At 45.3% G+C, this 20,480-nt stretch carries 11 protein-coding genes; 2 read left to right on the forward strand and 9 right to left on the reverse strand.

Annotation, left to right across the window (positions count from 1 at the left end; all coding sequences use genetic code 11):
• Positions 1 to 51: 51 nt before the first annotated feature.
• Positions 52 to 6,456, forward strand: coding sequence for a VCBS domain-containing protein (locus AB4503_RS03650; RefSeq protein ID WP_372113669.1), 6,405 nt, complete (start codon positions 52 to 54; stop codon positions 6,454 to 6,456).
• Between the two features lie 76 nt (positions 6,457 to 6,532).
• On the opposite strand, the gene AB4503_RS03655 is transcribed toward AB4503_RS03650, so the two are convergent.
• The 9 genes from AB4503_RS03655 to AB4503_RS03695 form a co-directional block, all read right to left on the reverse strand.
• Positions 6,533 to 7,846, reverse strand: coding sequence for an HlyD family type I secretion periplasmic adaptor subunit (locus tag AB4503_RS03655; RefSeq protein ID WP_017061737.1), 1,314 nt, complete (start codon positions 7,844 to 7,846; stop codon positions 6,533 to 6,535).
• Positions 7,839 to 10,091, reverse strand: a complete 2,253-nt coding sequence (locus tag AB4503_RS03660) for an ABC transporter transmembrane domain-containing protein (protein WP_372113671.1) — start codon at positions 10,089 to 10,091, stop codon at positions 7,839 to 7,841. The genes AB4503_RS03655 and AB4503_RS03660 overlap by 8 nt, the downstream gene beginning before the upstream one ends.
• Positions 10,088 to 11,734 (reverse strand): ABC transporter ATP-binding protein, encoded by a 1,647-nt coding sequence (locus AB4503_RS03665; protein ID WP_102333670.1) that lies wholly within the window; start codon positions 11,732 to 11,734, stop codon positions 10,088 to 10,090. Before AB4503_RS03665 ends, AB4503_RS03660 begins: the two co-directional genes overlap by 4 nt.
• Before the next feature lie 165 nt (positions 11,735 to 11,899).
• Positions 11,900 to 12,535, reverse strand: coding sequence for a CatB-related O-acetyltransferase (locus AB4503_RS03670; protein ID WP_372113672.1), 636 nt, complete (start codon positions 12,533 to 12,535; stop codon positions 11,900 to 11,902).
• Between the two features lie 420 nt (positions 12,536 to 12,955).
• On the reverse strand, positions 12,956 to 14,068 hold the full coding sequence (locus AB4503_RS03675) for an NADH:flavin oxidoreductase (protein WP_372113674.1): 1,113 nt from the start codon (positions 14,066 to 14,068) through the stop codon (positions 12,956 to 12,958).
• Between the two features lie 287 nt (positions 14,069 to 14,355).
• Positions 14,356 to 15,045 (reverse strand): hypothetical protein, encoded by a 690-nt coding sequence (locus AB4503_RS03680; protein WP_102320576.1) that lies wholly within the window; start codon positions 15,043 to 15,045, stop codon positions 14,356 to 14,358.
• On the reverse strand, positions 15,045 to 16,235 hold the full coding sequence (locus tag AB4503_RS03685; protein ID WP_372113676.1) for an OmpP1/FadL family transporter: 1,191 nt from the start codon (positions 16,233 to 16,235) through the stop codon (positions 15,045 to 15,047). The genes AB4503_RS03680 and AB4503_RS03685 overlap by 1 nt, the downstream gene beginning before the upstream one ends.
• A 93-nt stretch (positions 16,236 to 16,328) precedes the next feature.
• Positions 16,329 to 17,141: a crotonase/enoyl-CoA hydratase family protein gene (locus AB4503_RS03690; RefSeq protein WP_017066674.1), complete on the reverse strand. Its 813-nt coding sequence runs from the start codon at positions 17,139 to 17,141 to the stop codon at positions 16,329 to 16,331.
• Positions 17,142 to 17,619: 478 nt separating this feature from the next.
• Positions 17,620 to 18,813: a multidrug effflux MFS transporter gene (locus tag AB4503_RS03695; protein ID WP_372113678.1), complete on the reverse strand. Its 1,194-nt coding sequence runs from the start codon at positions 18,811 to 18,813 to the stop codon at positions 17,620 to 17,622.
• A 270-nt stretch (positions 18,814 to 19,083) separates the two neighbouring features.
• Between AB4503_RS03695 and AB4503_RS03700 the strand changes: the two genes are divergently transcribed.
• Positions 19,084 to 20,169: a PQQ-dependent sugar dehydrogenase gene (locus tag AB4503_RS03700; RefSeq protein ID WP_372113680.1), complete on the forward strand. Its 1,086-nt coding sequence runs from the start codon at positions 19,084 to 19,086 to the stop codon at positions 20,167 to 20,169.
• Positions 20,170 to 20,480 lie beyond the last annotated feature (311 nt).

Below are 20,480 nucleotides of genomic sequence, written 5' to 3' on the forward strand. Positions count from 1 at the left end.
ATCTGTGTATTTTACTTAAGATAGTGCAACCACGATTCACGGATGATAAAAATGGCTAACAAAAAAAACGTCGAAGCAAACAAGAAAAATACAGAAATCAAAAATAAGAAAAGTAACAAGCTAGAACAAAAGAAACCAACACAAAAAAAGAAGCGCAGACTGCATTCACATCTAAAAGTGAATATCCCACTTTTTCAGTCACTCATGATGATTTTACCATCATTGGCTAAACACGCTGCTGCAGAAAGTATAGACAATTCCAGCGACGCTGCAGATCAAGTAACCGCAAATAACGTGACCGAAAAAGATGTCACCGATGACCATAGCAAGGCGGACTCATCAGCGGTTGCTCTCCAAGAAGCTCAGACGAGTGACAGCGACGTAAACTCAACCTTAAGTGCAAGTCATGCCGCCCATGGTTCGAGCTCTCACTTGGTTCCTTCTCATCATTTATCGACGCTTTCTCACCCGCAAGTCCATTACATTCCTTCAGTATCGATGCCTACTATCTCCTCAGGGAGTAACGGTCAGCCGACTCATTCGAATGCGCCTACGACGCCCGCTTTACCCGTCACCTTTATGCCAGAAGTCATAAAAGGTACGTACGGAGAGCTTCATGTTGATGCAAATGGTCAATACACATTCGTATTGAATCCAAATTCTCCTCAATACATCCTGTTAAATCAGCACCAACCAGGTACTGACCATTTTGCGTTACATCTATCTAATGGCTCGAGCATCATTGTCCAGATACCAGTAACAGGTAAGCAAGACACGCCAAGTATTTCTGGAGACTTAACAGGTGTCGTAACAGAAGATCACAATATTGATTCACAAGGCTTGTTACATGCCAACGGCAAAATCGATGTCATAGACCCTGACCAAAATGAAAGTTCGGTTACACCGGAAGTTATCTCAGGTAAATATGGTTCATTAACTATCGGTGCTGATGGACATTGGCAGTATCAAGTTGATAACTCGCTCTCTAATGTTCAAGCTTTAACCGCAGCCACTTCACTGCACGAAAGCTTCACTATTCACACCAAAGACGGCACACCGCAAACCATCGATATGACGATTGGTGGGAACGACGACAACGCCGTTATCACAGGTGTGGATGCTGGCACGTTAACTGAAGATTTAACGACACAAGTTCAAGGGCTGCTTTCGGTCACGGACTCTGATCTTGGAGAGGACCACTTTCAAGCCTCACAAGTGACTAGTAATTTCGGTACGCTAAGCATCACCAAAGACGGTGCGTGGACATACAGTTTAGACAACAATAACCCAGTAGTTCAAAGACTTAGCCAAGGTTCAACTGCGACAGACATCGTCACTGTTCACTCTGCCGATGGCACACCACATCAAGTCACTATTACCGTTAATGGCACTAATGATACTGCTGTTATTTCAGGTACAAATTCAGGGGCGGTAACTGAAGAGTCGCAACTGAAAACGTCTGGGACTCTGACTATTACAGATACCGATAAAGGCGAAGATCACTTCTCGAATACCGATATCGCAGGTCAATTAGGCACCCTACATCTTAAAGATAACGGTAATTGGACCTACGATTTAGATAACAAAAACACGGCAGTTCAAGCACTAGCGCAAGGTAAAACGGCGACGGACACTATCACCGTTCACTCTGCCGATGGCACGCCACATCAAGTTACTATTACCGTGAATGGCACTAACGACACTGCGGTGATTGCAGGCACTAACTCTGGTGCGGTAACTGAAGAGTCGCAATTACAAACGTCTGGGACTCTGACTATTACAGATACCGATAAAGGCGAAGATCACTTCTCGAATACAGACATTGTTGGTTCATTAGGTACCCTACATCTTAAAGATAACGGTGATTGGACCTACGATTTAGACAATCAAAATCCGACCGTGCAAGCGTTAGCTCAAGGCAAAACGGCAACCGACAGCATCACCGTTCACTCTGCCGATGGCACGCCACATCAAGTTACTATTACCATCAATGGCACTAATGACAGTGCGGTGATTGCAGGCACTAATACGGGTCAAGTGACTGAAGAAACGGTATTAACCACATTTGGCACATTAACTATTAGTGACACAGACACAGGTGAAGCCCACTTCTCTGATAGCGATATTGTTGGTCAATTAGGCACCCTACATCTTAAAGATAACGGTGATTGGACCTATGATTTAGATAATAACAATCCAACCGTGCAAGCGTTAGCCCAAGGTAAATCGGCGACGGACACCATCACCGTTCACTCTGCCGATGGCACGGCACATCAAGTTACTATTACTGTAAATGGTACTAATGATACTGCTGTTATTGCAGGCACCAATTCAGGAGCAGTGACTGAAGAGTCGCAACTACAAACAGCTGGCACGTTAACCGTTGCTGATACCGATACAAGCGAAGCGCACTTCTCGAATACCGATATTGTTGGTTCATTAGGCACCCTACATCTTAAAGATAACGGTGATTGGACCTATGATTTAGACAATCAAAATCCGACCGTGCAAGCATTAGCGCAAGGCAAAACGGCAACCGACACCATCACCGTTCACTCTGCCGATGGCACGCCACATCAAGTTACTATTACTGTAAATGGTACTAATGATACTGCTGTTATTGCAGGCACCAATACCGGTGCGGTAACGGAAGAGTCACAACTGCAAACCTCGGGAACACTCACCATCACCGATACAGACAAAGGTGAAGCCCACTTCTCGAATACCGATATCGCAGGCCAATTAGGTACCCTACATCTTAAAGATAACGGTGATTGGACTTACGATTTAGATAACAAAAACCCAACGGTACAAGCATTAGGTCAAGGTAAAACCACCACCGATAGCATTACCGTGCATTCCGCGGATGGCACAACACATCAAATAATGGTGACCATAAATGGTAGCAACAATGTGGCCACTATTGCTGGCGTTGATACTGGTTCAATAACCGAGAATACCGCTGGCGTTAACATGTCTCCCGATTATGCCCAACCTGGCATAGCCACACTTGGCAATACAACACTCTATGCGGATGGTAAGCTGACCATTACAGACCCTGATACGGGTGAGTCTATTTTTGAAAAGCAAGGCAGCAATGGTTACGACTATCACGGTACCTATGGAGATCTGATTTTACAAAATGATGGTACATGGCATTATCACGCCGATGCCGGACATAGAGCCGCTATTGGTGGCGTAGCAACAACGCGTGGCACTGCAATTGACCAGCTTGGTGAAGGGCAAAGCCTAACCGATACGATTACAGTCCATTCAAAAGATGGTACAACACACGATATTGTCATCACCATTCACGGCAGTAACGACAGACCTTACTGTTCATCTGAAGTTGTGCTTGCAAATGGCAGTGAAGATACACGCCAAACCTTAACCACTGCGCAACTATTAGCGAATACCGTCGATGTGGATGCCAATGACGCCGGTAAGCTAACCATTGAAAACCTCCATGTCGACCATGGCTCTATTCTAAACAATGCCGATGGTACGTTTACGTTTACCCCAGAGAAAGACTATAACGGCGATGTACACTTCAGCTATGACGTTAAGGATGCACACGGTGGTGTGACCCACACCGGCGCAACCACCAACTTAGCTGCGGTTAACGACAACCCTGATGTGACGCCTTTAACAGACAGTGTCAGTGAGGGGGCCGATAATCATCACACCCTCAATCTGCTAGTAGGTGCCACAGATAAAGACGGCGACGCTTTAACTATCAGTCACCTTGAATATGCCATCGATGGTCAACCTCAGTCGGGCCAACTTCCAACGGGCATTACCTTAGATGCTGATGGGCATACGTTAATTGTTGATGCCACTGATCCCGCATTTAATCCTTTGGCCAATGGTCAGTCGCAACAAATCGCTATCACCTATCAAGTAGAAGATGGCCATGGTGGAAGTACGCAACAAACCGCCACGCTTACGATTGCCGGGACAGATGATAAAGCCACACTGGTTTCTAATGTCATTCAGCTCACTGAAACACAAGCGCTGGATAGCGAATTTAAATCCTATAGAGGCCAGCTTCAGCTGATTGACCCTGATAGTGGCGATAACACTCAGTTTGTTTTTAGCGGTAAATATTTAGGTCAAGGGTTTGCACCTGGTTACCTTGATGTTTGGCCTAATGGCACTTATCAATTCAGATTAAATACAGGTACCAATCATCATCCGGACGATCTAATCAGTAGCCTACATGCTGGCGAGTCGATGGAGCTCCCCTACGAAGTCGAAACCACTGATGGTCAGAAGCTCACCATTATGGTGAAAGTGACCGGTGAAGATAACCAAGCAAAAATTGCAGTGACGCCCTACTCCAGCCTAGATAATCATGTTTACGAAGATCACACTTCCTTTGGCAATACCACCCATCAGCTCAGCAGTGGTGGCACGTTACAGGTCATTGACCCGGATCACGACCAAGCCGGTTTTATCGCACAAACCATCACCACCACCGAAGGTGGTCAGTTCAATATCAACGCACAAGGCCATTGGTCATACAACATTGACAATGATAAAGTCCAACATTTAGGCGCAGGGGAAAGCTTCCAGCAAACCTTTACCGTTGAATCTATCGATGGCAGTGCTAAAAAAGATATCACAGTGACCGTTCATGGCACCAATGATGCGCCAGTTGCGTCAGCTGAAGTACGTTTAGCGAATGGCTTGGAAGATAGCAAAATTGTCCTCACCTCAGCACAGCTTCTGGCTAATACTAGCGATGTTGATGACAACGATATTGGCAAACTATCCATTGAAAACCTACAGGCTGACCATGGTGCTATTGCGTTAAATGCCGATGGCACGTTCACTTTTACCCCAGAAAAAGACTACAACGGCGATGTACACTTCAGCTATGACGTTAAGGATGCCCACGGTGGTGTGACACACACTGGCGCATCAACGACGCTCTCGGCAGCTGGCGATGCTGCGATCTTCACCGGAGATAAAAGCGGTCAAATTACAGAAGATCGCCATGTACAAGGTGATGCTCAACATACGATATTTGTCACTGGCGTGTTGAATGTTATCGATCCTGATGCCAGTGAAGATCATTTTTACGCCACTCGTAATGCCCATGCGCTCAGTGATCCCTATGGCGGTCACCTGACCATTGGAAAAGCCGGTGATTGGGCTTATTCGGTTCCCAATGCCAATATTCAACACTTAGCGGCAGGGCAAGTCGAGCAGGTTCAATATGAAGTAACGACTGCTGGCGGTGATAAGCAGGTTATTACCCTCTATGTCCATGGTACTAATGATAAACCAACAGTTTCTGAAGTTATCGCAGGTGCACATAACATTGATGAAGATGCTGCAAATGCGACCTCTGGGCAAATTATTATCAGTGATGTTGATCATAGCGATCAACATGCTGTAAGCATTGACTCACAGCATCCACCACAATATGGCTCTGTCAGTTATAACAACAATAGCCAAACTTGGGTTTACACCCTCAATAATAATAATGCCAAAGTAAATGCATTAAATGATGGTGATAAGTTAACGGATAAATTTTCAATATTAGTGGATGATGGCAATGGAGGTGTCACCCAACAAGAGATCGAAATGAGTATTAATGGTCACAGCGATATTCCCCCTATGCCGACTTTGGTTGCACCAGCACAAATATCGGGCAGTGCTGGACATCAAGATTTACATGCCTCAATCGGTTTCCCTCCGATTATTCACCAAGGAACGCCTACGCCGATGACAGGCTGGGGAATATCAGATCACCACGGACATTCTCTCACTGCATTACACGGTCAATTTGGTACTTTGCATGTCAATCCTGCAACGGGAGAGTTGAGTTACGATTACCAACAACCTTCATCAGGCGTCGTTAAGACACATACAGGAGGCTCTTACGGTAATGGTACAGACGAAACCGACTCCTTTGTTTTGACGTTAGGGGGTAATCAAAATTCACAAGTCGCGGTGCACCTACATTTGCACTCGCAATCCGTCCATGGAAACAGCGGACATCACATTGACCAAACCACACTAACTGGCATGGATTTATCGCCAATCGCTCCATCACCTCCTCCAGCACCCGGCATGAGCCAAGCGGATGAACCGGATGCCTCTTTCAGCACCCCTGATGAAGTTACTCTTAATTTTGATGAGGTGACGGCAAACCTAGAACATACAGCGATAGGCGAACACGAACAGCGTTCTGGTGCCCATGCTTACCTAGACGCTCTGGGTATTAATGCTGACTCGCCGTCTATAGATTCACCGTCACACAATGTACCAGTAGCGCATGATATCGATATCATTTTCAGTGATGCCGAGAGTGCTTATGGGGCTGAGCAAACTGACGATGGTATGAGTGATGGGCTGTCTCACCATACCGATAACCCATCTATTGATGATTCTTTACACCATCATAATGACGTTGACGGACTGCCTGACATAGACCCAAATAACTAGAACATCACCCCTTCGGTTAGATAAAAAAAGGAGCACGGCATGTGCTCCTTTTTTATGCAAGCCAGAGTGGAGGACTTTACCTCTCTCCAAACGCCACGCTAACATTGGTATAAATCGGTTTCCATAAGTATTGGAACACCGACTTCTCGCCAGTTGTGATGTCTACTTCACCCGTCATACCCGGCAGTATGGAAAAGCTTTCAGGGTTATCACGGAAGTAAGGCGTATCAACCGACACTACAACTTCATAATAGATCTCGCCACGTTCGCTTTGACTTGTGGTCGGTGAAATACTCTCTACCGCCCCTTTTAAAGCCCCAAAGCGGCTGTAATCAAACGCATCAATCTTGACTCGAGTGGGCTGCCCAACACTCACAAAACCAATATCTCTTGGGGACAAACGTGCTTTGAAGTCAGCGTTCCCTCCGACAGGCACAATTTCAACTACCGTGCCACCCGGCTGAATAACACCACCATCCTGCGTGCTTGGTATGCTTTGCACCAAGCCTTGTAGCGGTGACACTAACATAGTGTTCGTCAATTTAGCTTGGCTTGAACGAACTCTAGCATTCAATGCTGATAAGTCAGATACGGCTTTAGAACGATCATCGCTCACTTTAGCTTTCGCTTCCGCCAGAAGCTGTATGATTTTTTGGTCATTACTGTCAGCTTGTCTAATCAATACCGACTTCTTACCACGAGCTTCTTCGATTTTCTGTTCGATACTGGCCAATTTTTGTCGCATTTCAAGCACACGTAAACGTGAAATGTTACCCGCTTTATAACCCTTCTCCAGTATGTTCAACTCTTGCTTAGTCGCATTTAACTCTTTCTCATAACTCGGCAAGGCCTTTTCTACGCTACGAAGCTGCTCTGCAATTTGCTCGCTCTCTTTCTCAAGCACCACACGCTTTTGGAAGTAGAGGGCTTTTTGCGCGTTCAGCTGCGCTTTTTGCTGGCTGACGATCTCTGGGTAATCGACCTCAAACTCAGCAAGGTTAGGCTCACGTTGCTCAAGCAGCGCATTCATACGTTCCACACTGGCTAGAAGCGTCACTTGTTGGGACTTTAGCTCTTCAAGGGCGGTACGCTGGAAAGTGGCATCAAACTCAACAAGCGGCTGGCCTTTCTCTACCAACTGGCCTTCTTTAACAAGAATTTGCTTTAACTTACCGCCAATCGCACTTTGTAATACTTGCTTCTCGCCTTCCGGAATCACAGCACCTTTGGCTTTGGCGATTTCATCAACTTGAGTGACTACAGACCAAGTGGCAAAAGCAATAACACATAAGGCAACCGACCATGTGGCCAGCGCCAATGTACGAGCCGTATTTTGTGATTCAACAAGCTCACCGTAGCGCTTGCCCTTCTCGATAGATTGTTTAGTCATTAGCGACTCCTTGCTTAGACTCTGATTGTTCTTGTTGGGCTGCATTTTGTTGAGCAGACGCCTCTTGAGTTGACGGCTGTAGCTCTTGAGATAACGGTTGCTCAGATAACTGCGGTTCTTGAGAAGCTTGAGGCTCTGAAGGCTGTTCCTGCTTCGAAGACTGCTCCGGCTCTAATGGACCGGCATAAACCACTGCACCTTCATTTAATACCACCACTTTATCGGCAAGCTTGATTAAATCCGGATCGTGGGACGTGTAAATCACCGATGCTTTTCCTTTTTTCGATTGCACAAACTCACCAAACATACGTTTAGCATTTGGGTGAGCATCAGGCACAGGATTATCCATTAAGAACATTGGGTAGTCATAAACCAGCGCTTTCGCGTCAATGAGGATCTGCGCGACGCTGCCAGACAACATGTCAAAAAGGCTGTCCGGCTGAATACTGCTGATGGAAGTATCGAGCCCACCTGATAATGTCTCGAACCAACGCTTTCCACCGACCATTTCAATTGCAGAGATCATTTTCTGATCTTCGACTTTGTGACCGTCGTTTAGCCACTCTCGAATACTCAGCGTGAGCAAATCAGGATATGCGGCTCGAATGAAACACCAGTGGCGATAAAGCTGCGGATCGTATTGAACGAGGTTAACGCCTTCAAGCTCGACCATGCCGTTTTGGATAGGCTGCAAGCCAGACAGCACTTCAATTAATGTTGATTTACCGCTCCCAGAAGGGCCGGTAATCGCGACAATTTCACCGGCTTCAATATCAAAACTCACACCATTCAAGGCCGGGCGACTCTGTTTGGGATAGCGCAGTGTCACTTGCTCTAATTTCAAGTTAGGCGCTACCACAGGTAACGGGTGATGCTGGTAACTGAATTCACGCTCAGACGGCTGAGACAAAATACGGTTCACTTGCAGCTTGGATTGATTAAAGCTATTAAAACGCATCGCACTGTTTGCCAACACCTGAGCTGGACCCGTCACCTTAGATATCAACATCATTGAAGCAATCAAACCACCAGGGGTCATCACTTGTTCAAAAATAAGTCCTATGCCTAACCCCATCACGGCGAGTGTCGAGCCCACACCAATGAAATAGTAAATCGAGGTGTACCGACTCTGGAGAACCGATTGATTAAAGGTCACTGTTGAAGCAAGAAGATTGGCTTTTTTGAAACGTTGAATCCAGTGCTCTGAGAATCCAGCACTGCGAATAAAGGCAAGCTTGGATGACAGTTCATTGGTCATGTTTTGACGATTCGTACCTGCCACTGTCGATTGCATAGAGCGCTTGCTGCTAGAGCGTATCGAGCGTTTTGCTAGCAAGTAATAAAGGATTAAAGAGACGACTGGAACCAGTACCAACCACCCGCCTAAAACACCTATCGCAAGTACAAAAATAAGAATGAATGGCAGATCAAACAGCGCATTTCCTAATGGCCCCGATAGCACACCTGAAATACGCTCTGACAGCATCACTTGGTTTTGCTGACTAGAAGAAGCTGTTTGCTGATTTTGAGCATAGCTATTACGAAGCAGACGCTGCACGAGGGATTGAGAAATCTCACGACTTACTCGGTTGGAAACTGAAGCAAACACTCGGCTACGTAATGTTCTCAACCAACCCATCATCACAAACAACAACGCCGCGCCAATGGCGATACCTTGCAGCTCATGCCCTGCATCACCGCCAACCACATGGTCATAAATCGACATCGTGATGAAAGGAACGGCAAGCGCAAATAAGTTAGTGATAAAGCTGACCAATAACAATTTAGGAATGATGGGACGAAACGCATGTAACCTTTCGCCAACCCAATCAGGAGAGGCCTTCTCTAATGGTGGCCCTTCGATAACAATACAAAACTGAGGGACATCGGTGATGTCGTCATTGGCATTAAAGGCAACAAATTGCTTGGATTCTAAATGACCAGAGACCAGCTCATGTTCACCAAGTACCAGTAAGACCAATTTATGTTCACCAACTTCATCTAGGTTGGCAACCAAGCGATAAGGCAGTGCAAGCCTGTCGAACAAGGCAAACATATCGTCGATTGATTCAATGCCATTTTCATCGACCCATTGATGTGCGAACAACTGGATATTAGCATTAACTTCCAACTGCTTAAGAACGGAAAGGCTCTCGGTTTCTAAATGGTTCATCACCTCTTGTCGACCGCTGGTATCTGCACGGTTGTTCGTACCTGAAGGGTTACCAATATCTAAACGATTCATACGACGGCCTCCTGATTGCTCTCGCTGTCGACCGTAATAGCTCGACTTTCCACTGTAATGATTCGATTAGCAAATTCGCGTAGCTTCGAATGGTAGCTCACCATCAGTATCGTGCGCCCTGCCGTTACTTCTTCTTCCAACACCTTAGCTAGATTCCCAAGGGCGTCTAAATCAAGTGAAGAATCCGGCCTTTCCAACATGATTATGGGTTTATCACTTGCCAATTGAGCCGCGATATTGAGCATTTTCACGTTACCCATACTCAACAAAGAAGCACTCGTATGGCCAATTTGTGTCTCTAGTCCATCGGGTAATCGAGTAATCTCTTTGGTTAAACCCAAACGCTTTGCATAGTCACTGGCGCTTTGCGTTTTCTCAGGGTCAAAGCCACACAAGTTGTCAAGAATGGTCCCCGACACCAGTTGTCCTTTAACGCCACAGTAGGCAGCAATATTGGTTACGGATGCGATTGAAACTGCAGCTCCGTTAATGAAGCACTCACCCGCTTTTAGATCATCAATACCTGCAATCGACGACAATAAATGACTGTTGGTGTGGCGATCTTCACTCTCTAACAATACCAACTCACCTTTATTCAAGGTGATATCTGCATGAGAGAGTTCACCGTATCTTTCAACTGTCGCTTGCTGAATTTCCAACGTCTCAAAGTCAGATAAGTGGTTCTCGGCTTGCTCAGAATCTGAAGAATCCGATAGTGATAAGTCACTCAATTTTTCTATTGCCTGATTAGCACTGTGTATTGAATTAAGCTTAATTCGAACTCCCACCAAAGCACTTAAAGGTGCGACGGCTCTGCCCGATAAGATAGAACATGCCGCCAATCCACCAGTGGTTAACTGGCCATCCAACACCCACAAGCTCCCCGTAATCACAAGTAAAACTGACGTGGCTAATGCAGCAAGCTGAATACATTCTTGGGCGAAGGCATTCTGTTCTTCTTCTCTCGCTTTAGACTGAGAGCGAACATTATTGAGGGATTTAAACTGATTGAAGATTCGAGACTCAACAGCCTGGCGTTTGATTCCCTGAATGGTTTGGCTCAGTAAAATCAAGAACGCTTTTCGCTCCTGCTCATCTTGGGAAGCTTCTTCACTTAAGCTTTTAACGCGAATAGAAGATAACCAAACGATTCCGAGAGTAATCAGCCAAACTGCCAAAGGTATCGCCACTAGCTCACCGCCGATGTAAGCCACCAAGCCCAAGAAGATCAATGCAAAAGGCAAATCAATAAAGCCTGCAATCACACCACCGGAATACCAATCTTTGACTTTTGATACTGAGCCCAGCCCCTCTTCCACGCCACCAACACCAATGTGGCGAAGATGGCCTGATGAAGCCGTTGTTACTCTTTCAACCAAGGTTTGATAGGTCGCTTTCTCGGTATTGCTGGCCGCGGCTGACAAAAGCCAAGTACGCACAAACCGGATCAATGCTTCCATGGCAACAGCCAACGCTGCACCCGCCAACAACAAAGTGGCAGTACCGTAACTTTGGTTAGGTAAAATACGATCGTAAATTTGCAAAACCGTTAACGGAACGGCGAGAGAGAGAAGATTTATGAGTAAAGAAGGCAGTAGGACTTTCCCCACCACCCCTTTGTTTTTCATTGAACTTGCGGGCATACACAATCCTTATCCATGCTTATGAAATAAGATTGGTACACCATGTTGAGTATTGCAAGGTAACGGACTGATTTAACGTGTTTTTCAATATAAATATGACACAGATCTTTCTATACAAATCTGTGGCTATACCTGTACCTTAAAAACGCTCGTTACAAGTGCTCCTTACAAACAATTGTCGTAATCCGTTATCGCCTGCTTTAACTTTGAAAAGTCTGAGTTACATAAATACGGTTTCAGCGCTTCAAATTTATCTGAGGGCCACTCGTATATTTTGAATGACATGAGTTCGTCAATAACGGACTCATCAAAGCGGTATTTGACGACTTTAGCTGGAGAACCACCGACAATGCTGTAGGGTGCGACGTCTTTAGTCACCACACTATTCGCTGCAACTACAGCGCCTTCGCCAATCATCACACCGGGCATCACCATCGCTCGCATGCCTAACCACACCCCATCTTCAATGTGAGTGTCACCTTTGCCAATGTAGGCATCGTCGATGACATCCATAAATGGATACAGCGAAAACCAATCAACTCTGTGGGTATGGTTGCCACCCATCAAAATCACGACCTCTGCGCCAATACAGACATAATCACCGATATAGAGTTCGTCGATTTCCCATCGAGGCTCCCACTGGCGGCTGACTTCGTCGCCGTGTAAATAACGCACTACCGATTGTTCAAAACCATTATCCCAGCAATCGCTGTAATAACTGTGTTGACCTTTTACATGAATATTGGGGTTGGTTACGACTTCATGCAGCAACTCGAATTTGGACCAATGCTTCTTTTGCATTTTTACCTCTGAATGATCTATTTAGTTTTATTCGTTAACTATCAAAAATGTTCGACGATGCAAATCCAAGGTGCACAAACTAACGCCCTATAAACACAGGGTTCACTGGGATGAATAGTGAGTATCACGCTTAAATCATAGCAATGTCGCTAAAACTAAAGAGACGTCAGTGGATTCGAGGTTGCTTAAGAAGAGGAAGTAGTTTCAAAGTTTGTCCAGTTTTTATCGATAACTTGGTTGGATAATTTACAGGCGTAGTGTATCGGTTTAGTCGCACCCATTTGACAGGAAGATGTGATTACTAAGGTTTCAAATTTCGTTTCGTAGAATACGGCATGAACAAGAGCCTGCGCGATTACACAGGCTCAAACTTAGACTCGGCTATAAATTTCGGCTCACGCTTGGAGTTGGGCTCAGCGACTACATACGTGCAAGCTGTACTTTTCTGTCTTTATTCATCACGCAAAAATTACCGCGCTTAGTACGACACTTAGAGCATCGTTCGCATTCAACAGGGCTTCTATCCCCTTCCTTCCAGCGCTTAACTAAATGGGGTTCAGAAAGCAGCGGTCTTGAAAGCGCGAAGTACTCAATGCCCGTGTTGTTTGCAATCGCTTCTATAGCATCAAAATCCGTTAGGCCGCCAACCGTGATCACCGGGATATTAACGTCTTGGCTGATCGCGTGACCATACTCATGGAAATAGCCTTCAGCTTGAATGGTAAAACCATCGTGCGACTCGCCAATCATAGTGTCTGCTTTGCCATGAATATTGCCTGACACGACAATGCCATCCACACCCACTTGTTCAAGCTTTTTACAGACAATACGTGTTTCCTCAAAGGTGACGCCACCTTCAAAAAACTCGGATGCCGTGAGCTTAACCAAGATAGGGAAATCATCACCCACCAGCTTACGTGTCGCGGTATAGATCTCTAACAAAAATCTCATGCGGTTTTCTAAGCTACCGCCGTATTCATCTTCACGTTGGTTGTAATAAGGGCTTAGAAATTGGTTAATCAGGTAAGTGTGAGCGGCATGAATTTCAACGCCATCAAAGCCTGACTTTTGTGCTCTCAAAGACGCTTGAGCAAACGCATCAACAATGTAGTCGATCTCGTCTGTGGTCATCGCTTTACCTAGTGTTTGAGTGCCTTTTTCTGGAACCTCACTTGGTGCGTAGATCACTCGTTCGCCAAGATCATGCGTGGTTTTGGTGCCACCATAAGCTAATTGCATCACGATTTTAGAGTCGTTGTCGTGCACCAGTTGAGTCAGCTTTTGATACTCTTCAATGAATGAGTCGTTATACATACCCATCATGCCTGCATTCGGCTTTTCTTCTTCAACAATGTTCGCGTAGCCCGTCACGATCAGGCCGACTTCACCTTGAGCCAACTCTTCATAGATAGCGTACAGTTTATCTGTCATATGCCCATCTTCGGTGGCCATATTTTCCCACGTTGCACTTCTCATGAAGCGATTCTTTAGTGTCATCTTGCCAATGTGGGTTTCTGTAAACAAAGTGCTCAAGTGTCTTCCTCTCAAAATCGTGTTACGCAAGTTACCCATTAAGCATGGGCACTGATTCAGGCGGATACTACAGAGAATAAGGCAGCGAAAACTTAATCTAGATTAAGAGAGCGGCACTCTCATGTGAGAAAGATATAGAAAGCATCAAAAAGAGATAAAAAAGATTGGAGAAATGGTAACAAAAGAAAGTCGCTAAGTTTTAATAAGCGACTTTGTTCAATTTAATCTGGACTAAGTCAATGGTTCTTACGAGAGGTGTCCACCTGCGAATTTCTGCCTGCTAACAGTTATTTGAACTCATAGGTGTAAGACGCGCCAACACTGTTATTTTCACCGAAATCGTCCTCAGCAAAAATAGTGAAGAAGTTGAATGATTGAGCGTCACTCAACTTGTAGCTAGCACCGACGCCTGCCCAATACCCTGAATAATCATCAGACCCCATTGAACCGCCACCGAAGCCCATGATAGACCATTCATCAGTAATCGTTTTTAAACCAAACGCACCAATGTAGCCACCGTGTGTTGAGCTCGACATCAATACATAGTCAGAACCAACATTATCATCATCGAAAACCGCTACTTCGCCGTCATTATAGCTGTAACCAGCCATAGGGAAGATTTGCCAACCGAACGGCTCAATATCGAAATAGCTCAGTGGTATAAATGTGCCAATACTGTAGTTGTTCTTATAAGCATCGTTGTCATATTCAGAACGGCTAAAGTTGAAGTTAACAATACCCATAGGCAACAGCCATGAGCCGCCTATTCGCCATTCTTCGCCATCTGCGTTAACACGAGCATTGATCATTCGTGCTTCATCAAGCCCAATAGACCCAGAGAACTGCAGATCTTCGTTATAAGCAACGCCAGCTTTGGTTACGATTTTAGTCGGATCATCAGGGTGCTTCTCTTCAGCAAAAGCACCCGTTGAAAATAAAGACACTAAAGTAATGATTAGTAGATTACGTAATGTCATTAGAAGGTCGCGCTAACACCAACAAAGTGGATACGGCCATCGAACGAACCATTCAACAGATTAACTTGACCAAATCGACCATATCGATCCATCTCAACTGAACCCAAATCAGCGTATTCATAGAACACATCAATTAAGATGTCGTCCCAGTAGGTAGATGCGCCAACTGAGTAGCGGTACTGTTCACCCACAGGAAGGTCAACCCATTGCATTGACGGATCGTCTTGCGGAGAAGTTTCGTAAGAGAAGCCAGCTTTCAAACGCCAGTCTGAATTCAATTGATAATCCGCACCTACCGCAAATTTCCAAACGTCATCCCAGTCACGTTCAATCGGAACACCATTAATTGGACTTCCTGCTATTCCAAAATCAAGAACGGTTGTATCCCATTCACTCCAACGGTGGAACTGAATACTAGCAAGCAGGTCAAGTTGAGAGTTCAAAGCATAGCTCGCACTGACATCGATGATTTCAGGTAAAGCAATATCAGTTGATAATGAATTCAATACGCCTTGGTTAATAACGCCATTTACATCATTGTTAAACTCATGCTCTAGCTTAGAACGGTAACTAGCACCCAATTTAAGCTTGTCTGTCGGTGTGTACATTACGCCAAGGTTATAGCCGTATGCCCAGTCAGTATCTTGCTTCGCAGTAAGCATTGACGTTGTTTGTTGGAATGCAGCCCAACTGAATTGCACACCCGCGCCTACTGACCATTGGTCATTCAGCTTATAACTCAGTGATGGGTTCACTTGCATTGCAGTAAGAGTGATATCTTCTAGAAGTGCAGCACCCGCCCAATCACTGCCGTAATCAAGGCTAGAGCCGCCAACAGCGCCAAGCGCGATACCAAGGTGTAATTTGTCTGTGACTTGATGAGCGTGGAAGGCACCAAATGACGGCATTACGGAATGAGCTTTACCATCTGGATTACCACCGTTATCTTGATACTTCATTTCAAGATCGAATGCCATGGTGTTGATGGTCGTTTTGCTTTCGTCCATGTGAGACATAGTGGCAGGGTTTGTCCACATCGACGCTGCAGATCGAGTGTAAACACCGTCGCCAGCACCAGTAGTACCAGCGTTGGCAACGACAGCTTCTTGCAAAAACAGGCCACTTGCGAATGCATTTAAGCTCGTAAAAATTGCAGTGGCAGCTAGAGAGTAAGTAAAAGTTTTGTTCATCAGAGCGCTCATTTAGCCTTAGACATTAAATTGCTCTAAGGTTACCGCAAAGCCCCATAAACAAAGGGAATATCGATTATTCCTGTACAAACATTATTTGAACTTTCTTGCTAAGTAAGAGCGTGGCTTGTCAGGATGAATTTCACGCTGTGCTGCTATCGCTCGGTTCTTACCTAACCCTACTTTGATCTGATACCAAGTTTCGTAGAACACAGCCATTCCGGGGCTTGACCACCAAATCTTGTTGTAGAGTTTCTTATTAGCAGCGACGACATCTGGCGACCGATTCGCACACTCAAGTGCCAACGCATAGGCTTCAGCGTAAGGATCTTCGGCAATCTTGGTCACCAACCCATATTCTTTAGCGGTTTCACAGTCGATCACTTTGGCCGTCATCGCCATTTCAAGGGTGTGATCTTTACGCATCAGCTCTCTAAAAGCGATAGCGCCTCCCATGTCTGGAATCAGACCCCACTTTGCTTCCAATATAGAGAAGTTCGCATCCGGGCTAGCAATTCTAAAATCACCCCCACTGACCAATTGCAGGCCGCCTCCCCAACAACGACCATGAATCGCAAAAATGACAGGGCATGGAATATCTCGCCAACCCAATGAAAAGCGTTGTGCAGCGTTAGGCAATGTCGGTAGCCATTTAAACAAGAGCTTCATCGCCCCAGATTTACTGGTTAATAGGGACTTAACATCAAGCCCTGAACAAAAATCAGAACCCTCACCTTTTACTATTACGGCACGAATCTCGGTGTTCTTTTTCAGCTGAGTCACCATGTTATTCACGCCTTGAAACATTGCCATATCAATAGCATTGAGCTTATCGGGTCGATTCAACACAACCGTCGCAATTTGGTTTTCATCGATAGAACAAGTAATACGATCGAGGTTTGGCATGGTGGCTACCTTATCAGTGGTCAGACCTTTAGGTTATACATTTTATTAACATATGCCAAACTTGCACATTAAGAAGCGAGACCTGTGTTGCTTAACGTCTTTCCCTTTACACAAACGACATCAACAAAAAAGCAGTGATGGATCGCTCCATTCACTGCTTTTCATCCGTAGCTTTTATCGCCAATGGCTTTGATTGCCAGTAGCTTTGATTAGCAATGGCTTTCGGTCATGAGCAAAACCTATGTTCTTCGAGATTTCAGTAGCAAGAAGATAAAGTAGCTGCCAGCAATAATGGAAACCAACGTCCCTGCCGCAAGCTGCGCTCGGAACACTACCACTTGCCCTAAGCAGTCAGAAAATAGCATATATTCTGGTAACTTAAACCAAAGCGCTGAACATTAAAAAGGCCATTGAAATTCATCATTTCAATAGCCTTCTCGTTCCTACTAGCCAGGCAGCTAGCTAATTACCTAAGCAACTAACTGAGCTGAGACTCTCTCGCTTCTTGGCTACTGAAACCACGCAAAATGTTAAACAGGGTAATCAATGTGAACAGCATGATAACGAGCGATAAATGCCACGCTTCCCCTAACCCTAACTGAACCAGGCCCATACTCACCATTGAAGACACCACCATCTGCCCGCCACCAGACATCGCAGCCGCCGCGCCAGCGTTCTTCTTATAAGGCAACATCACTAACGCCTGAGCACAAGGTAACGCAATACCATTACCAAGGATCATCAAGAACTGGCCAAGCATGAGATACAAAGGTTCGAGTGGACAGAAGAACAGCCACAAGGCCGCAGCAACGTGCAATACAGGTGTGCATAACAGAGTTTTCTTGTTACCCAGCATAGGGCGAATACGGTTACATAAGCCTGTTCCGCCAAGCATGCCTAATGCTGGAATCACCGCCCACATTGCGTATTCATCTGACGTCATACCAATCTGGTTCTGCATGATAAATGGCATCACCGACACAGTGGTGATCATCAAGCTAAAGTTAAGCCAACCGATACTCGCAAAGCTCATAAAATAACGAGAAGTGAGTAACTCTTTATATTGAGAAACCATTCTCTTAGGCGAAGGGATCGCCGAAACCTGAGTGACGGTTTCCTTAAATTTGAACGCTAACACCACCCAAGCTAATGAGACATAGCCAAGTAGCGAGATAAACACCATGCTCCAGCCAAAATGGAAGTTAATGAATCCACCGATAACGGGCGCGATCAAAGGTGTTATAGACACAACCATAGCAATGTAAGACATCGCCAAAGGCAAGTCTGCCCCACTGAATCTGTCTCGCGTAGAAGCACGAGCAAGTACCGCGCAACAACCGGTTCCTAAGCCTTGCAGGAATCGCCCCATCACCATGCTAGTAAACGAATGGCTGAAGAAGATGATCATCAATAACCCAAGCATGGCAATCAACAAACCGCTTAGCAGTACCTTCTTGCGTCCCAAAGCATCGGAAATAGGGCCATAAATAAACTGGGAAGGGCCAAAGCCTAATAAATACACACTCACCAAAAGCTGGGCTTGCTCTAGCGAGACATCAAAATCTTTTGCGATCCAAGGCAAAGAAGGAAACACCAAGCCCATACTGAGCTGGCCGATACTGATGACCAAGCACGCAAGTAAGATCGATTTAAAATCAAATCCACGACTCATCGTTTAATAGGTCCGTTCGAAGAAAAATCGTGCGTATCTAACTCACAACATAAAAACTGAGAAAATAGCGAAAATGCTGCTGGTGAGTTGTTCATAATGCTCCGACGGGATCAAATAGAGAAAGGCACAGTAAACATACGTGAGCTTGTATAATCATACAATAGGCGTTCAACTAAATATGTGAATAGTCACTTTTCAGCAACCTCGGCTTTCCGCCAATCGGTCACAAGCGCTAGACTAACACTAGATGCTCATAATCAAGGGATTTCAATGAACACTCATCACCGTATTTTTTCATGTGCTTTGGCGCTGCTTGCCTCTGGTCCTATAACGTCAGCCTTTGCATGGCAGGCAGAGAAGATCACCGACGGACTCGTGATCCCTTGGGGACTGGCTTATGTCAACGATAAGTCCATGTTAGTCACAGAAAAATCAGGCGTCATTAAACATGTCGATTTAAAAACAGGCAATCAAAACACACTGTTCAGGCTGCCCAATGTATGGGCGAAAGGCCAAGGTGGATTATTGGATATCGCACTCTCCCCTTTTGAAAACGGAAAGTTCTACGTCACTTACAGTAAAGACGTCGATGGTGAAGGCGTAACGACACTGGCTTTTGCTAATTACAGCAATAATGAAGTCACCAATTGGACAGATGTGTTTGTATCTAAATCTAGAACGGACACCGGACGTCACTTTGGTAGCCGTATCACCTTTGATGATAGCCACCTGTATTTTTCAATCGGCGACCGTGGTGATCGAGACAACGGCCAAGACACCATGATTCACGCCGGATCAATATTACGACTGAATGCCGATGGAAGCACACCAAGCGATAACCCATTCACGGATAACAACAAAGTGCTCAATGAAATTTGGAGCTTTGGCCATCGTAATCCACAAGGTCTGTATTACGATTTCCCGACTCAAAAGCTTTGGTCGATTGAACACGGCCCTCGCGGTGGTGATGAAATTAACCTAATAAAAGCGGGTGCCAACTATGGGTGGCCTGTCACCTCACACGGAAAAGAGTATTGGGGCCCTACCAGCGTTGGCGAATCGGAAACCAAAGATGGTATTGAAGCGCCAAAAAAAGTCTATGTTCCTTCAATCGCTCCGGGCAGTTTGCTTGTTTACCAAGGAGACAAATACCCAGAGCTGAAAGGCAAACTGCTGGCTGGCGCACTAAAACTTACTCACATCAATATTGTGACAGTCAATGAACAAGGTGAGGCAATCGAGGAAGAACGCATTTTAGAGGACTTGGGCGAAAGGATAAGAGACATCGAAACTTCACCAAACGGAGACATCTTCTTCAGCACTGATAATGGCAACCTGTACCGCTTGAAAAAGTAGCCGAGACCTCGTTCAAGTAAAGGCACTTACCTTACAACGACATTTATAATATAAGCCGTTAAAAGTGGGCTCAACGCCCAGTTAGCGGCTTTAAATTTGCAAAAATGAATGCGCTAAAACAGTGCATTGACTCCAAATTCGTCATCAATTTCGACCACCTTTTTCACAAAAACTACAACAAATCACCATACAACTGTAACTCCATGATATTTAAGGAATGCAAAGTTTGACTACCCCCAAGTTTCTGCAACCTTTCCCTATGTATTCGATTGACTATCCCCTGATTTGATTTAGACTCGTTTCCGGCTAGA

Source organism: Vibrio sp. 10N.222.55.B11 (assembly GCF_041473705.1).
Classification (GTDB): domain Bacteria; phylum Pseudomonadota; class Gammaproteobacteria; order Enterobacterales; family Vibrionaceae; genus Vibrio; species Vibrio crassostreae_C.

What these genes read in the sequence shown, in the direction of transcription:
- AB4503_RS03650 (WP_372113669.1), top strand. Translation starts at nt 52, where the DNA reads ATGGCTAACAAAAAAAACGTCGAAGCAAACAAGAAAAATACAGAAATC.
- AB4503_RS03655 (WP_017061737.1), bottom strand. Translation starts at nt 7,846, where the DNA reads ATGACTAAACAATCTATCGAGAAGGGCAAGCGCTACGGTGAGCTTGTT.
- AB4503_RS03660 (WP_372113671.1), bottom strand. Translation starts at nt 10,091, where the DNA reads ATGAATCGTTTAGATATTGGTAACCCTTCAGGTACGAACAACCGTGCA.
- AB4503_RS03665 (WP_102333670.1), bottom strand. Translation starts at nt 11,734, where the DNA reads ATGCCCGCAAGTTCAATGAAAAACAAAGGGGTGGTGGGGAAAGTCCTA.
- AB4503_RS03670 (WP_372113672.1), bottom strand. Translation starts at nt 12,535, where the DNA reads ATGCAAAAGAAGCATTGGTCCAAATTCGAGTTGCTGCATGAAGTCGTA.
- AB4503_RS03680 (WP_102320576.1), bottom strand. Translation starts at nt 15,045, where the DNA reads ATGACATTACGTAATCTACTAATCATTACTTTAGTGTCTTTATTTTCA.
- AB4503_RS03685 (WP_372113676.1), bottom strand. Translation starts at nt 16,235, where the DNA reads ATGAACAAAACTTTTACTTACTCTCTAGCTGCCACTGCAATTTTTACG.
- AB4503_RS03690 (WP_017066674.1), bottom strand. Translation starts at nt 17,141, where the DNA reads ATGCCAAACCTCGATCGTATTACTTGTTCTATCGATGAAAACCAAATT.
- AB4503_RS03695 (WP_372113678.1), bottom strand. Translation starts at nt 18,813, where the DNA reads ATGAGTCGTGGATTTGATTTTAAATCGATCTTACTTGCGTGCTTGGTC.
- AB4503_RS03700 (WP_372113680.1), top strand. Translation starts at nt 19,084, where the DNA reads ATGAACACTCATCACCGTATTTTTTCATGTGCTTTGGCGCTGCTTGCC.